The organism is Rhizobium sp. NFACC06-2, from assembly GCF_900101425.1.
Lineage (GTDB): Bacteria > Pseudomonadota > Alphaproteobacteria > Rhizobiales > Rhizobiaceae > Agrobacterium > Agrobacterium leguminum.
In genome coordinates this window covers 22,759-38,354 of record NZ_FMVA01000028.1, presented here as the reverse complement: position 1 = coordinate 38,354, position 15,596 = coordinate 22,759, and the positions used below count along the sequence as shown (strand labels likewise).

Below are 15,596 nucleotides of genomic sequence, written 5' to 3'. Positions count from 1 at the left end.
AAAATCTCGTTCGCCTGACGAAGCTCCCGGTTCTCCCGCTCCAGTGCCTTCATCTTCTCGGCCACGTCGCTCGGCAGGCCAGCCCGCTTGCCGCTGTCGACCTCGGCCTTCTTCACCCATTCATGGAGGGTATGCGCCGAGCAGCCGATCTTGGCCGCTATCGATGATACCGCTGCCCAGCGGGAGCGATGTTCGGCTTCATGCTCCGTCACCATACGCACGGCACGGGCGCGGACTTCAGGGGAGAATTTGTTCGTCGTCTTGCTTGTCATAGACCCTACTTCTCACGAGTTGGGGTCTCCGGTAAATCCGGTGCGGTTCAAGCCGTATATAGCGGATGTTCTAAAAAATAGCGATCCCGAGAATATTCTATTCGACGTTCCTGCTGTTTTGCTGGTGATGTTTCTTGTTTCTGAGCGCCCCGACGCGACAAAGCATAACAGCCCTCTGAGCGACGATGAGCTCGCCCCCATCTATTCTCTCTTCGGTCATGCACTTTACGGATGAAGTTCAGCCATCATTGACCTAGTGGGCCTTGTTTGACTAACGGTCACGGGACGAGCCTCCAGTCCACCGGTAAAGCGTTTCGATGAAAGGCAGGCGCAACAGAATGAGCTGTTGTGTATGGTGGAACTCACCACGTCTTTGTGCAGTTAATTGCACAGATCACGCTACAGGTTTTGTAACAGTCAATGTGCAACAAAATCAACATTTGGTTGACTGCTACAAATGATTTGTATATGGTCACTACATACGGAACCAGGGCGGTTGAGCCATTTGGCAATAGGGACCGTTGCGCAGAGAGATCTGTCTCACAGGGTGAGCGTAAGGCGACTAGCACCGCAGCGGGCATTGAAATAGATGCCCCGGAAATAGCCCCTTCGGGGGCTATATTCTTTTCTGGCCCTATTTAGGGATTCTTTTGATCGTTATTTTCTTCCCTGGCGCCGGTGGCAATCCTTTCGCTTTTGCGTCGAGAAGGGCAAAAAACGATATTGGCGCTGCCGTCTCTACCATGTTTGGTTTCTTATAGGCACTCTGCACCCTCATAAACACATCACCGGCTCGTTTATTCCGAGCCTTCTGGACATCAAAAAAAACCGCGTATGGCGGACCGTTTCCGAGTAAATCAGTGTTCCGTAGAACAAAATAGTTATACTCCTTGCCGAAGTACACGGTCCTCTCGTTAAGGGATTCTATTATGCTTCTAAGCGGTTTGGAATCTTTATATCTTTCGGTGCAGAAGGACCGTTTTTCTCCCTTAAAGGCATACAGACGATCAATTGAATGCCAGCTCAATCTTTCCTCAGTAAAGCAGTGGTGACCAAATTCGACGCGAACTCGGTAAGAGGTATCGTCCTGAGAAACTTTGAAAGTGAACGGCTCCAGATGACTCAGATCATAAGTAATGCCGTTAATTGATTTCGACGTAAAAAATGCCAAGCGCGTTCCCCTTGCCCGACACAATTTACGCGGGCGCTGTGGGATAATGCAAGTTATTTTAGCATAGAGGTAAGTTTATCCATAATGGGGCCTCCGAAGAAGGAGAACCTACCACAAAAACAAAAAAAACGCTTATTTTCCATGTACTTAATCTAATAAAAAGCGTATAATCACCTCAATGATCAACGCATTGAGGGCTGAGAAAATGAAACTTTGGAGGGGCTTTAAAAATACCGCAGCCCGTGCTAAAATCTTTAGTATTTTCAGGCACTTGATCGTCCTTACCAAGGAAGCGACTTCCTTACGGAAGGCCGCTCGTCTTGGTCGCTTCGCTTCCTTGGTAAGGACGACGCGTCGTACCACATTTTGCGCCAAAAGTCAATAACGCATCAATCTCTAGTGGACACCACTAAACCTGTCGGCCATCCTTGATGTCGCTTAAGAGCCCAACCTGCTTCTCCGACGTCAAGCCGACTTCTACAATGCGTGAAATTACAGCGCCTATACCTAAGGCCAGAACTCCCATTCCAAATGCAACGGCGCCGAGGATTTCATGAATAGCGGACTTGGCAGCCATCGCTATCAAAACACCGCCAACAATCTGCAGTAACCCAAGTGAATATAAAAGTTTAGCCATGGCCCCGAATCTCCCGTAAGTTGCGGAGATGATGCTTTAGGGTTGTGGAACGGTCAAGGTAAGTTAGCGAAGCATTTACAGGCTTTCACCTGCGTTTAGCTCGGATTTTCCCTCAACCACTTCTCGAACTCATCCTCGGCGGTATCGTCGGTATCCAAACCGCTGATTTCATCGAGCCTTGCGTCGATCGCTCGCCTATCCCATTTTCTTGTGCCTGGGATGGTGGGTGGCATCTTGTGTGTGGCAACCCACATTGAAAACGTGGACTCTGCGATGCCGAGATAGGCGGCCGCTTCTTTGCGACCAATGAGGCGTGGAAGTTCAGACATGGGCATCACCAAACATTACGCACTTGGCGCGTTGAACAATTTCCCATTCGGTGGTGGCAGGTGGGTGACCTGCGGGGTGGTGGCCGCAATTAGAAGCTATTCTGCGGTTCCTATTGCGGTCAAGCCTTAATGGTGACGCCGTAACCATCAGCCGTATCACCGGCCTCAACGAACACGACTCCCCTCGCCTCCATAGCTGTCCTCATGGCGTCGACCGTACGTTGCTTGAGCTCATCGCCCTTCTCGAAGCGTGTAACCGTGTTTGTGGAAACGTCCGCCGCGTCCGCCAGTTCGCGCACGCCCCATTCAAGGGCAATTCGAGCCATGCGGCACTGTACCGGCAACATTTTTTGCAATCCTGTAGCGATTTCGCGTTGACGTAGCGATTTTTCAGATGTATTGGTTACACAGTAGCGAAATCGCTACGGAATGGCAACTGAGGAGCATACCGAAATGACGCATGCAAGCAGAAGACACGAACCGGCGCGCAGCAATGCCAGAGAGCAACTGCCGCGCGCGCTCGTCGGCAGAAGAAGACCGACATTCCATGATGTTTTCGAGCAGCAGAACCCCCCGAAATTTTCGGTGGGTGACATACTCAAGTTTCAGAAATCCGACGGCTATGTTTGGTACCTGACAATATTAGGCTTTCGCCCCGGTGGCGTGGTCGATGCTATGTACTATGATGGCCTGCCCCATCCTTTTCTTTGCACGCTGAGCGAATTGAGCAATCTTCGAATCGTCGAAATAACGACAATTTCAAGGGAAGACGTCGAGGATTACCGCGCCGCTCTTGGGATGGATCCAAAGCTGGTGAACTGACCTTCGTCGCCAGCCTCCGCATTCCCAGGCTGGCCAACTTGCCCAGCGCGCCCTTGTGGCTGCGCGGGCCTCTTATCCCGGCAGAAATAGCGACGGCGTAGTCACCACCTAAGGCCTCACCAGCAACGAACCGTCGCGGCCCTGCTCCCTCTTGGTTGAGCGGGGCCAAACTTTTTCATCAAGCGACATTGGACTTTTTGCAGGCTGGTTCTGAAAGTTACGTCACGAACAATAGAGGAGGACGCATGCGCCCCGCCAACGACAATGTACCTTTGCGTCTTCTCACCAAGACGCAAGCGGCGCGATATTGCGGCTTGAGCCTTCCATCTTTCGATTCCGTTTGCCCGGTGCGAGCACGCGCTGGGTGTTGGCGCTCGATGGGAGCGGTACGACATCCGTGAGGTGGACGCATGGATTGACAGTCTACGACCGGGTGAAGCACCGTTGCGGACCGCCGACTTTCAGCTGGATGCGCTATGACTGGAACAGTTGTCAGAGTGAAAGGCCTAAAGCGCTACTTCGAACCGAAGACCGGCAAGTGGTATGCCTACCACCGCAAGACCGGCAAGCGGCTCAAGGCGGAATTCGGCACGCCCGAATTCTTCGCTGAACTTGAGGCGATCGATGCGGCTACGCGCGGGCAGGAGGCGAAGGCTGGCACGCTGGCCGCGCTCATCGTGTCATACCGCAAGTCCGCCGGCTTCCAAATGCTCAAGAGCCGCACCAAGTCGGATTATCAGAAGGTGCTCACCTATCTGCAACCGCTTGGACCGTCACCGCTGTCCGAGCTTTCTCAAGGTTGGGTGGCACGCCTGAGGGACAAGACCTTCGAAAAAAAGAAGCGGAAGTTTGCCAACTATACGCTGACCGTCCTTTCTATCTTGTTTGAACACGCCATCGAGCAAGAGCTTATGGCGACGAACCCAGTCGCCAAGGTCAAGCGCGTGCGCAAAGCGACCGATGCCCCCGAAGCAAACCGGCCTTGGTTGGACTTCGAGCGGGATGCCGTCGCCGCTGCGTTACCGCCTCACATGCGCCTTCCTGTGGCGTTGATGATGTATTGCGGCCTTGACCCTCAAGACGCCCTTGAACTGCCACGCATGGCCGTCTCTGGCGGCAAGCTGGACACGCGCCGAGGAAAGACCGGCGTTCCAGTTTGGGTGCCATTGCCGACGCCTGTGCTTGATGTGCTGGCCGAAGAGCCGAAGCATCCCGCAACTACGCTCACGCTTTGCGCCAACAGCCGCGGCAAGCCTTGGACAGTTTCTGGCTTTAGGGCGTCATGGCGCCCTATAAAATTGAAGCTCGAGGAGGAAGGCAAGATCCAGCCTGACCTTACGCTCAAGGGCCTTCGCCATACTGTCGCAACCATCCTCGCCGAGATGGGCAAGGACTACGCGACGATCGCGCAGATGCTGGGTCAGAAGACCGAAGCCATGGCAAAGCACTATTCTCGCCGCGCCGACATGTCCAAGAAGATGGCCGAAACCATGGGCGACCTTGAGGCCGAAGTGAACAGATGGAAAACAACCGGCGTCTAGAAACGTGAAAAACCGCGTCTAGAAAAGTTATCGCAGCAGGTTAGTTAAGGGGTAAATTACAAAACAAAACCAAACTGTTAAGAAATGGTGCCCGGAGGCGGATTTGAACCACCGACACGCGGATTTTCAATCCGCTGCTCTACCAACTGAGCTATCCGGGCACTTCAGGTCCTTGAAGAACCTCCGCTTTTGGCGGGCGGGGCTGTTTGGTGCCCCGAAAGTGAGCGGGGTTATAACATCTTGTTCAGACATGGCAAGCGCCATCGCGAAGTTTTTTGACAGTTTTTTCACGGCGCCTGTGGATGGCTGGAAAGTCTGCCCGGCGAAGGCCGGATTGCGGCGGGAAACCCGCTCCTGGGCATCCGCCGGGCCAGCGGGCGGCGGCGCGGCAGGGGACGGCTTACGCCCCCTCATTGCGCCGTGCGGCAAGGCCGAGCGCGATTGGCACAACGGCCACCAGCGCCGCCATGACGGGCGAGGAAGCGAAGATGCGGCTTGCTAGCGATGTGACGGCAACGGAGCGCACCACCGTCATCAGGCGCGAATTCTCACGGTCGCGCTCATGCCGGGCATCGGCGGATTTATGATGCGGCGTGTTGGAGGCGGCTTCCAGCCGTTTGACGTCGCGGCGAATCTTTTCGAGCTGTTTGCGAAGGTCTTCCAACTCCGCCCGCAAGGATGATTCCGCCGGGGCGGCGGCACGCGCCCTTCGGGCAGCAGCGGGTTTTGCAGCCTCCTTCTCCGCGGCCTCTTCGTCCAGTTCGGCCAGATGGTCGTCAAGGTCCGAGGGCTTGTCGAAACCGTGGGATCGCAGTGGTGCTTTCATCGCTGTCTCCTGAGGCGTGCTGAATTGCGGCGGCGGGCGCTTTTGCCCGGTCAGCCTTTTCAACGCCTCAGCCGGGCAAAGGATGCACGAAAAGCGGGGAGACAGGCATAATAAAACAGGCCCCGAAGGGCCTGTTCAATGTCTCGCGGAGCCTCAGGCCGCCTTGGCGGCGCTGGCATAGGGATCGAAGCGGCCGTAGAAGGTCTCGCCCTTGGCGGCCATGTCCTTCAAAAGCGGTGTCGGCTTGAAGCGCGGGCCATAGGCCTCGCTGAGTTTCTCGGCGAGTGCCACGAAGTTCTTCACGCCCATGCCGTCGATGTAGGACAGCGCGCCGCCGGTATAGGGCGCAAAGCCGAAACCGAGGATGGAGCCGACATCCGCTTCACGCGGATCGGTGACGATGCCTTCTTCCACCGTGCGGGCGGCTTCCAGCGCCACAGTGACGAGGAAGCGCTGTTTCAGCACCTCCATATCCACCGCTTCAGGCTTCTGCTGCGGATAGAGGTCCTTCAGGCCGGGCCAGAGGGATTTTTTGGCGGGCTTTGGCGGATAGTCGTAAAAGCCCTTCGCGTTCTTGCGGCCGAAACGGCCCTCGCCTTCCACCAGCTTCTTCACCAGTTCCATATGGCGCGGATCGACGGCCTTTTCGCCGAGATCGGCGACGGTGGCTTTTAGGATCTTGTAGGAAAGATCGATCGCCACCTCATCGTTCAGCGCCAGCGGGCCGACCGGCATGCCGGCGAATTTCGCGGCATTTTCGATCATGGCGGCGGGTACGCCTTCGATCAGCATATCGTAGCTTTCTGCCATGTAGCGCAGCACGCAGCGATTGACGAAGAAGCCGCGCGTATCGTTGACCACAATCGGGGTCTTTTTGATCTTCGCCACATAATCCAGCGCGACGGCGAGCGCCTTGTCGCCGGTTTCCTTGCCGAGGATCACTTCCGTCAGCATCATCTTCTCGACCGGCGAGAAGAAGTGGATGCCGATGAAATCCGCCGGGCGCTTGGAGTTCTTCGCAAGGCCGGTGATCGGCAAAGTGGAGGTGTTGGAAGCGAAGATCGCGCCCTGCGGCAAGACGGCTTCCACGGCTTCGATGACGGCCTTCTTCACGTCGCGGTCTTCGAAGACGGCCTCGATGACGAGATCGGCATCGGAAAGCGCCTTGTAATCCGCCGTCGGGGTGACGAGGTCGAGCAGGGCCTTGCCCTCATCCTGCGTCAGCCTGCCCTTGCCGATGGCGGCCTTGACGCTTTCCTCGCAATGGCCCTTGCCCTTGTCGGCGGCTTCCTGATCACGATCCACCAGCGTGACCGGAATGCCGGCCGCGGCGGTGACATAAGCGACGGCAGCGCCCATGAAGCCCGCACCGACGACGCCAACCTTCTTGAACTCCGTCTTCGGCTGGCCGGCCGGGCGGCGCGCGCCCTTGCCCAGTTCCTGCATGGAAATGAACAGCGAGCGAATCATGCCGAAGGCTTCCTTCGAGCGAAGGATTTCGGTGAAATAACGCTGCTCCACCTTCAATGCGGTATCGAAGGGCAATTGCAAGCCTTCATAGACGCATTTGAGAATGACGAGTGCGGCCGGATAGTTACCGGCGCTTTCGCGGCGCAGGATGGCGGGGGCGGCTGGCCAGAGCTGGGCTGCGGCCGGCGTCCAGATGCCGCCGCCGGGAGCCTTGAAGCCCTTTTCATCCCAGGGCGCAACCGGCTTCAGGCCGTCCTTGATCATCTGCTTTGCAGTGGAGACCAGCTGATCCGGCTCCACCACCTGATGCACCAGCCCCATGGCCTTGGCGCGCGCGCCGGTCAGCGACTGGCCGGTTGTCATCATCTGCAATGCCGATTGTGCGTCCGTCAGGCGCGGCACACGCTGGGTGCCGCCGGCGCCGGGGAAGATGCCGACCTTGACTTCCGGCAGGGCGATCTTGAGGCTCTTGGCGCTGGAAGCGACGCGGCCGTGGCAGGCGAGCGACAGTTCGAAAGCGCCGCCCATGCAGGTGCCGTTGATGGCCGAGACCCAGGGTTTGCCGTTGGTCTCGATCTTGCGGAACAGGCCCGTCATGCGGCCAACCAGCTCGAACAGCTTTGCCGCCGCCTGATCGGGGTTCTTCGTCTTCTCATCATTATAGAAGGAGAACATCGACTTGATCATCGAAAGATCGGCGCCGCCGGAAAAGGTGCTTTTGCCTGATGTGAAGACAACGCCCTTGACGGCGCTGTCGGCGACGGTGGCGTCAACAATGGCATTCAGCTCGTCCATCACTTCTGATGTGAAGACGTTCATGGATTTTTCCGGCATGTCCCAGGTGACGAGGGCAATGCCGTCTGCGTCCGTCTCGATGGTGAAATTGGTGTAAGTGCTCATTTTGGGATTCCTCTTCCCTCAAATTTTTCTGCGGTTACGACAGTCCGATTGCGAGGCTGATACAACCGACCACGAGAACGAGAAACACAACCAAACCCCAACGCTCTGCCCGGAGCCGCTGGACGTAGACAGGCGAAACGGGGCGGATGGACGCCTTATGATCCTGTGCCATGTCCTTTTCCAGATTGTGCCGAGCCAGCTGCTGTTCGATCTCATTCTTGGGCCGCTCGTAAACCTCGCGCCTCATGACCAGCCTCAAACCCGCTCGATAACCGTCGCCGTGCCCATGCCAGCGCCAATGCAGAGCGTGACAAGCGCGGTGTTCAGATCGCGCCGCTCCAGCTCATCCAGCACCGTACCGAGGATCATCGCGCCGGTTGCACCGAGCGGATGGCCCATGGCGATGGCGCCGCCATTGACGTTCATCCGGTCGTGGTCGATGTCGAAGGCCTGCATGTAACGCAGGACCACGGCGGCGAAGGCCTCGTTGAGTTCGAAAAGATCGATATCGGCAAGCGACATTCCGGTCTTTTTCAGGAGCTTTTCGGTCACATCCACCGGGCCGGTGAGCATCAGCGCCGGATCGGAGCCGATATTGGCGAATGCCTTGATGCGGGCACGGGGCTTGATGCCCATTGCCTCGCCGCCCGCCTTCGAGCCAACCAGCACGGCGGCAGCACCGTCAACGATGCCGGACGAATTGCCGGCGTGATGGACGTAATTGATCCGCTCCACTTCCGGGTGCGCCATAATCCCGACGGCTTCGAAGCCGCCCATTTCACCCGGCATCTGGAAGGATGGGTTGAGGGAGGCCAGCGCCTGCATGTCCGTGCCGGGGCGCATATGTTCGTCGCGGTCGAGGATGGTCAGGCCGTTCTGGTCCTTCACCGGAATGACTGATTTGTTGAAATAGCCCTTATCCCAGGCATGCGCCGCACGCTTCTGGCTTTCGACGGCATAGGCGTCGACATCGTCACGGGAGAAACCATATTTGGTGGCGATGAGATCGGCCGACACGCCCTGCGGCATGAAGAAGGCCGGGAAATTGACCGAAGGGTCCATATACCAGGCGCCGCCCGACATGCCCATGCCGACGCGCGACATGCTTTCAACGCCACCGGCGATGACGATGTCGTCAGACCCCGCCTTGACCTTGCCGGCCGCGAAATTGATGGCATCGAGACCCGAGGCGCAGAAGCGCGAGATCTGCATGCCCGGCGCCCTGTTGGAATAACCGGCCTCGAAGGCGGCGGCCTTGGGGATCACCGCGCCGGCATCCATGACGGGATCGACGCAGCCCATGATGATGTCGTCTACCGTGGATGTATCAAGTCCGTTGCGGTCGCGGAGGGCTTCCAGTGTCTTGGCGGCAAGGCGAACGGAAGGCACCTCATGCAGGCTGCCATCCTTCTTGCCGCGTCCGCGCGGGGTGCGGACATGGTCGTAGATAAATACGTCGGTCATAACTCTCTCCCTGTGGCGTTATGAACGCCAGATTTCTCAGAATGCTTCCGCAGCCAGTTCCATCATGGTGTCCGCGCCGGTTTCGATGCGGGCCTTGCGCAGCGCCGTTTCCGGCATGATGCGCTCCATATAAAATTTCGCCGTGACAAGCTTGGTCTTGAGGTAATCCTCGTCCGAAGCGCTGCCGGCTGCAAGCGCTTCGCTGGCGGCTTTCGCCATGCGCGCCTGCATGTAGCCCAGCACCACGATGCCGAAGAGATGCATGTAATCGGTCGAGCCGGCACCGGCATTGTCGGGTTTCGCCATGGCGTTCTGCATGAACCACATGGTTGCGGCCTGCAGGTCGTTCAAGCCCTTCTTCAGACCCTTGGTGTAAAGGCTGAGTTTTTCATCGGCGCGGTTTTCCTCGCAGAAATCGCCGATTTCCTTGAACAGCGCCATGACGGCGCGGCCGCCATTCATGCCGAGCTTACGGCCAACCAGATCGAGCGCCTGAATGCCGTTAGCGCCCTCATAGATCATGGTGATGCGCGCATCGCGGACATATTGGCTCATGCCATGTTCCTCGATGTAGCCATGGCCGCCGAAGACCTGCTGCGCCATAACGGCATGGTCAAAGCCCTTGTCGGTCAGCACGCCCTTGAGGATCGGCGTGACGAGACCGAGCAGGTCGTCTGCCGCCTGCCGCTCCTTCTCATCGGTGGAGCGATGGGCGATATCTGATTGCAGCGCCGTCCACAAAAGGAAAGCGCGGCCGGCCTCGTTATAGGCCTTGATGGTCATCAGCGTGCGGCGGATATCGGGATGCACGATGATCGGGTCGGCCTTCCTGTCGGGGAATTTCGCTCCGGAGAGCGAGCGGCCCTGAATACGCTCACGGGCATATTCGACCGCGTTCTGATAGGCGATCTCGCCAACGGAAAGACCCTGAAGGCCGACGCCGAGGCGGGCTTCGTTCATCATCACGAACATGGCCGAAAGGCCCTTGTTCTCAGCACCGAGCAGATAACCGGTCGCGTCATCGTAGTTCATGACGCAGGTGGCGTTGCCGTGAATGCCCATCTTGTGCTCGATCGCACCGCAGGTGACGCCGTTGCGCTCGCCCGGCGTGCCGTCTTCCTTCACCAGGAACTTCGGTACGATGAAGAGCGAAATGCCTTTGGTGCCCTCAGGCGCGCCTTCGATGCGGGCGATTACCAGATGAACGATATTGTTCGTCATGGAATGTTCGCCGGCGGAGATGAAGATCTTCTGGCCGGAGATTTTGTAGCTGCCGTCAGCCTGCGGCACAGCCTTGGTGCGCAGCATGCCGAGATCGGTGCCGCAATGGGGTTCGGTCAGGTTCATGGTGCCGGACCATGTGCCTTCCACCATCTTCGGCAGGTAGGTGTCCTTCTGCTCCTGCGTGCCATGCACCAGAATGGCGGCAATCGCACCCTGCGTCAGGCCGGGATACATCATCAGCGACAGGTTGGCCGACGACATATATTCGCCAATGGCGGCGTGCAGCGTATAGGGCAGGCCCTGACCGCCGAATTCCGGCGGAACGGCAAGACCGATCCAGCCGCCCTCGCAATAGGCGTCATAAGCATCCTTGAAACCATCCGGCACGGAAACCGAACCGTCATCGGCGCGCTTGCAACCCTGTTGGTCGCCGGAAAGGTTGAGCGGGAAAAGCCGCTCTTCGGCAAGCTTGGCCGCTTCACCGGTAATGGCCTCGATCATGTCGGGGGTTGCATCCTCGAAGCCGGGCAGGTTGTTATACCGCTCCAGGCCGAGAACGTCGTTCAGGATAAAAAGCGTGTCTTTAACTGGGGCCTTGTAAACAGGCATTACCGATGTTCCTCCGCATCGTGGGCGCCGGCAATAATCCGGCCGATATGGGATGACAATATTTGACGTGCGCGTAAACGTCAAATAAATTTCAGCGGAATATCCTTCTCCTTTTTCGCGGAATGGACCTCCGGCCCGGCGCGGGGCTGTCGCCTGCCGTAAAAGTTAAAAAATTCCGACCATAGTTAACCACTTCTTTACCACGTTTCGTGAATTCTCCCGACAGAGGTAACTGCTTCGTACTCCGGCGCATTTTCCTCAACGGGGGCGAATACCGGCTCTAGGATTGCTGCATGTTGCGGCGACGGCGTGTCCAGGCAGGCAACGTCGCGACAGATAACCGGGCACGGCGGGCGGAAGCGAAGCGAGCGAAAAGATGAACGGATTGCGATCGAAAACCCAACAGCCAAGCGACAGATCGTCTCTTGATGCGCTCAATCGCACCATTGAAGGCCTGGAAGCCCGTATCGAAGGGCTGATGAGCCAGAAGTTCCCGCGCGATCAGCGAGCCGCGAGCGCGCAAGCCGAGCCCAAAAACGAGGCTTACGCCGCGTCGCGCGAACCGCGCGCCAGTGTTACCCCGCCGCAGCTCGATCCCGTCAATGAAATTCGCCAGCGCCAGCGCCTTCTCGAAGCGAGCTTCCAGCGCCCGCAGGAACCCGCTCTCCGCCCGGAGCGGACGATTACCCGCCCGCTTGCACCGGAATACCGGCCGAGGGACGCCCAGCAGGCGGCCGCTCCCGCACCGCGGGCCCGCGCCATTCCGCCCCATCAGGAACAGCAACGCAATGACGCAGCTCTGCAGGAAATCGCCCAGGCGCTCGTCAATCTGCGGCATGAGCTGAAGCACGACATTGCCGAAGGTGTCTCCCGCGAAGCGCAGGGCCTGCGCGCCGAAATCCGCAATATTCGCGCGGTGGCGGAAGACCAGCAGTTCATCGGCGATCTGCGCGACGACATAGCGCGGTTGGCCGGCAGCATCGACCAGCTCGGCAATCTGGCGTCTCCCGATGCCTACGGGCTGCGCAACGAATTCGAGGACCTGCGCCTGACGATCGACCAGCTTGCGCGCGAAGACAGCGTGCACCGGATCGAAAGCCGCTGGAACAATGTGGAAGACACGCTGCGCGGTTTCGACGCCGGCGCGTTGCAGGATGAGATCGTTTCGCTCGCCTATCGTCTCGATGACATCAAGACGCAGCTCGGCGGCATGAGCAACAATCCGGCCGTGCGCGTGCTCGAAGACAAGCTGATCGCCATTGCCAGCGCCGTGGAGCAGCTCGGCAAGCATATGCAGCCGAATGAAGCGGCCTTTACCGAACAGTTTTCCGGTCTCGACCAGCGGCTGGACGAAATCAGCCGCGCCATTGCCGCAACCGGCACGCGCGCCAATGCGCAGGCAACGGACAATGCGCTGGCGCAGCGTCTTGAGAACCGGCTGAACGGCCTTGCCGAACAGCTCGGCGACATCAACCGCCTTGCCGCCGCAAAACCTGAACCGGCGCTGGACCTGACCGCCCGTCTCGAAGCGCTGGCGGGCAAGATCGACGAACTCAGCACCGCCCGCGACGCCGCCCAGTTGCATGAGCGGCTGGACCAGCTTTCCCTGCTTCTGGAGCGTTCGCAGCGCCCCTCGCAACAGGCGGAGCTGACGTCTTTCCTCAGCGACATTTCCCGCAAAATCGATGCGCTGGATCACGGCGCCGTCAATGACGGTCTGGCCGAACGGCTTGACCTGCTCTCGCGGCGGATCGAGGACCTCGATTATCGTTACAGCCAGCCGCAGCCGGCATCGGGCCTCAGCGAAAGCGCCTTCTCGCGTCTGGAAGAGCGGCTCGGCAATATTGCCGCCCGTCTCGACGAGACCGCCCATGCCGCGCCTGCCGACAGCCACGCGCTGGCAAGCCTCGAAAACCAGATCGCCCATCTCTCAACGCTGATCAGCCAGCCGGTGCAGATGCAGGTCGCAGGCATGCCGCCTGAACTCGATGCCCGCATGGCGGCCATCGAAGACTACATGGCGTCCAACGACGAATATATCATCGAAGCAGCCCGGCAGGCGGCCGAGGCCGTTCTCGACGCCTATACCCGCAATAATCTCTCGGCCGGCGCGAACCTTGCCGACATGACCATGCTGACCGATCTTGCGACCGATCTGCGCAATCTCGAAGCCTTGAGCCGCAACACCGAAGAGCGCACGCACCGCACATTCGAAGCGCTGCATGAGACGCTGGTGCAGATCGCCGGCCGGCTGGATAACCTCGACAATGCCCCGGTCTACCGCGAAGAGGCCGCGCCCCGCAACGTCACGAAGCCTGTGTCGGCCCCCGCGCACGAAGATGTATCCATGCCGGCCGCCATCTTCCCGGAAGAGGGTTATATCGCCGAAGAACAGGCCATTCTCGACGCCGACGGGGAAGATGGGGATGCCATCGTGCCTCCCGCTGCGGCAAAGCCCGCGAAGGCGGAAAAAAAGAGCCTGCTTGCCGGCCTGACGAAGCGTTTCAAGACGGGTACTGCAAAGACCGTCAAGGCCGCAGAAGAACCCGTATCGGCCTCCTCCTCCCGCACGCAAGTCGAGCCCGCCCCGTCGCTCGATCCGATCGACGTTCTGCCGGCGGGTCAGGAGAACGAACTTCTGGAGCCGGGTTCGGGTGCACCCGATATCAAGAAAATCCTCGAGCGCGTGCGCGCTAGCCAGGTGGCCGCCAGCGGCAAGGCCGCAGACGCCGAAGGACGGACGGATTTCATTGCCGCCGCCCGTCGTGCGGCGCAGGCCGCCGCCATGGAAACATCGCCGGAGAAGCTTGATACCGGCAAGAAGGGCCGCAAGGCCGAGGCATCGGGGCTTTCGCGCTATCGCCGCCCGCTGCTGCTCGGCATCGGCGCCATTCTTCTGGCGATGATGGCCATGCCGCTCGTCAAGACGCTGATCGGCGGCGCGGAAGCCCCGGTTCCCGTCATCGAGCAGAAGCAGGACAATGGCCCGGTCTCCGCGCTTCCCGAAGCGGGCGACAAGGCCGTGACCATTCCGTCCGATCTCGCCATCGATCCGGAACAGGCCGCATCCGCAGACAGCATCGAAAACACCGCGCCGGCGCAAAACACCATCGATCCCCGCACCGTCGGCGGCGCACCGCTGCCTGACGAGCCGCCGGTTGCCGACGTTCCTGCCGTGGATGCGGCAAATTCCGGCACCGTCGCGCAGAACGAACCTTCGGCTCCGGCACAGGTCGCCGCCACGGCTGCTCCCGCTCAGGACGCCATCACCGTTCCCGCCGGCATCGAGCCAGCATCGCTTGCGGAAGCGGCCGCCAAGGGCGACACGCAGGCACTGTTCGAGATCGCAGCCCGCTACACCGATGGCCGCGGCGTTGCTGCCGACCGCACCGAGGCGGCAAAATGGTATAAGCTCGCCGCTGATCGCGGCCTTGCGCCCGCGCAATATCGTCTCGCCAATCTCTACGAGAAGGCGAACGGCGTTGAACGCAACCTTCCCGAAGCCAAGCGCTATTACACGCTGGCCGCGGAACAGGGCAATGCGGGCGCCATGCACAATCTTGCCGTGCTGCTTGCTTCCGATGCGGCCGGTCAGCCGGATTTCGCCGCCGCCGCGCAATGGTTCATCAAGGCTTCCGACCTCGGCGTTCGTGACAGCCAGTTCAACCTCGCCATTCTCTATGCGCGCGGCAGCGGCGTGAAGCAGGACATCGAGGAATCCTACAAGTGGTTCGCCATCGCAGCTAAGGATGGCGACGCCGACGCCGCCCAGAAGCGCGACGAAGTGGCAGGGGCCTTGAACCCGCAGCAGCTTCAGAGCGCCAAGGCCAAGGTGGATGCCTGGAAGGTCAAGCCGCTTTCGGAAGATGCCAACAGCGTCAACCCGCCCGAGGAATGGGCCGGCAAGGAAGGCGTGAAAACTGCCTCCGTGGACATGGAAAAGGCGATCCGCAACATTCAGGCCATCCTGAACAAGAACGGTTTCGATGCCGGCCAGCCCGATGGCAAGCTTGGCAAGAACACGGTGACGGCCATCAAGGACTTCCAGAAGTCCGTGGGCCAGACGCCGGACGGCCGTATTACCAACGAGCTGGTGACCGCGCTTCTCGCCCGCAACAAATAAACATTCAAGAACCGGCGAAGCGGCCCCTGGGCCGCTTTCGCTCAGCCCGGCGCAGGAATGTGGCCGGCTGCCGACACACGGCCGCTATCTTTCCAAATTATCAACGTATTTACCGTTGAATGTTGACAGGTCAGGCCCTCGCGGGCATGACGGATGAAGGCCGGGCATGCCCGGTCTTTTCAGACAGAAAGTGTAAATCGCGGCGCGG

13 protein-coding genes and 1 tRNA gene are annotated in these 15,596 nt (G+C 59.2%); 3 read left to right on the top strand and 11 right to left on the bottom strand.

Annotation, left to right across the window (positions count from 1 at the left end; genetic code table 11):
* The 5 genes from F3H58_RS26430 to F3H58_RS26410 form a co-directional block, all read right to left on the bottom strand.
* Positions 1–272, bottom strand: a 272-nt coding sequence (locus F3H58_RS26430; RefSeq protein ID WP_149744365.1) for a transposase, incomplete at its 3' end; no start/stop codon positions are given.
* Between the two features lie 634 nt (positions 273–906).
* On the bottom strand, positions 907–1,443 hold the full coding sequence (locus F3H58_RS26425) for a YjaZ family protein (RefSeq protein WP_188129093.1): 537 nt from the start codon (positions 1,441–1,443) through the stop codon (positions 907–909).
* Positions 1,444–1,852: 409 nt separating this feature from the next.
* Entirely contained in the window at positions 1,853–2,080 is a 228-nt protein-coding gene (locus F3H58_RS26420) for a hypothetical protein (RefSeq protein ID WP_149744364.1), read from the bottom strand.
* A gap of 95 nt (positions 2,081–2,175) precedes the next feature.
* Positions 2,176–2,409, bottom strand: coding sequence for a helix-turn-helix transcriptional regulator (locus F3H58_RS26415; RefSeq protein WP_149744363.1), 234 nt, complete (start codon positions 2,407–2,409; stop codon positions 2,176–2,178).
* Positions 2,410–2,528: 119 nt separating this feature from the next.
* Positions 2,529–2,756, bottom strand: coding sequence for a helix-turn-helix domain-containing protein (locus F3H58_RS26410; RefSeq protein WP_149744362.1), 228 nt, complete (start codon positions 2,754–2,756; stop codon positions 2,529–2,531).
* A 106-nt stretch (positions 2,757–2,862) separates the two neighbouring features.
* Between F3H58_RS26410 and F3H58_RS26405 the strand changes: the two genes are divergently transcribed.
* Positions 2,863–3,231 (top strand): hypothetical protein, encoded by a 369-nt coding sequence (locus F3H58_RS26405; protein WP_149744361.1) that lies wholly within the window; start codon positions 2,863–2,865, stop codon positions 3,229–3,231.
* A 476-nt stretch (positions 3,232–3,707) separates the two neighbouring features.
* A complete protein-coding gene (locus F3H58_RS26400; protein ID WP_149744360.1) occupies positions 3,708–4,772 on the top strand; it encodes a tyrosine-type recombinase/integrase in 1,065 nt (354 codons plus the stop codon).
* An 85-nt stretch (positions 4,773–4,857) separates the two neighbouring features.
* Here the strand turns inward: F3H58_RS26400 and F3H58_RS26395 are convergent.
* The 6 genes from F3H58_RS26395 to F3H58_RS26365 form a co-directional block, all read right to left on the bottom strand.
* A tRNA-Phe gene (locus tag F3H58_RS26395) sits at positions 4,858–4,933 on the bottom strand.
* A 239-nt stretch (positions 4,934–5,172) separates the two neighbouring features.
* A complete protein-coding gene (locus F3H58_RS26385) occupies positions 5,173–5,598 on the bottom strand; it encodes a hypothetical protein (RefSeq protein ID WP_003522779.1) in 426 nt (141 codons plus the stop codon).
* A 153-nt stretch (positions 5,599–5,751) separates the two neighbouring features.
* On the bottom strand, positions 5,752–7,968 hold the full coding sequence (locus tag F3H58_RS26380) for a 3-hydroxyacyl-CoA dehydrogenase NAD-binding domain-containing protein (protein ID WP_149744359.1): 2,217 nt from the start codon (positions 7,966–7,968) through the stop codon (positions 5,752–5,754).
* 34 nt (positions 7,969–8,002) lie between these two features.
* Positions 8,003–8,140, bottom strand: a complete 138-nt coding sequence (locus F3H58_RS27670; protein WP_286170162.1) for a hypothetical protein — start codon at positions 8,138–8,140, stop codon at positions 8,003–8,005.
* A gap of 83 nt (positions 8,141–8,223) precedes the next feature.
* Positions 8,224–9,432: an acetyl-CoA C-acetyltransferase gene (locus tag F3H58_RS26370; protein WP_149744357.1), complete on the bottom strand. Its 1,209-nt coding sequence runs from the start codon at positions 9,430–9,432 to the stop codon at positions 8,224–8,226.
* A gap of 36 nt (positions 9,433–9,468) precedes the next feature.
* On the bottom strand, positions 9,469–11,265 hold the full coding sequence (locus tag F3H58_RS26365; RefSeq protein WP_149744356.1) for an acyl-CoA dehydrogenase C-terminal domain-containing protein: 1,797 nt from the start codon (positions 11,263–11,265) through the stop codon (positions 9,469–9,471).
* Between the two features lie 376 nt (positions 11,266–11,641).
* On the opposite strand from F3H58_RS26365, the gene podJ reads away from it, so the two are divergent.
* Complete coding sequence (gene podJ, locus F3H58_RS26355) at positions 11,642–15,388, top strand: cell division protein PodJ (RefSeq protein ID WP_149744355.1); 3,747 nt, start codon at positions 11,642–11,644, stop codon at positions 15,386–15,388.
* The last annotated feature ends 208 nt before the right edge of the window (positions 15,389–15,596 follow it).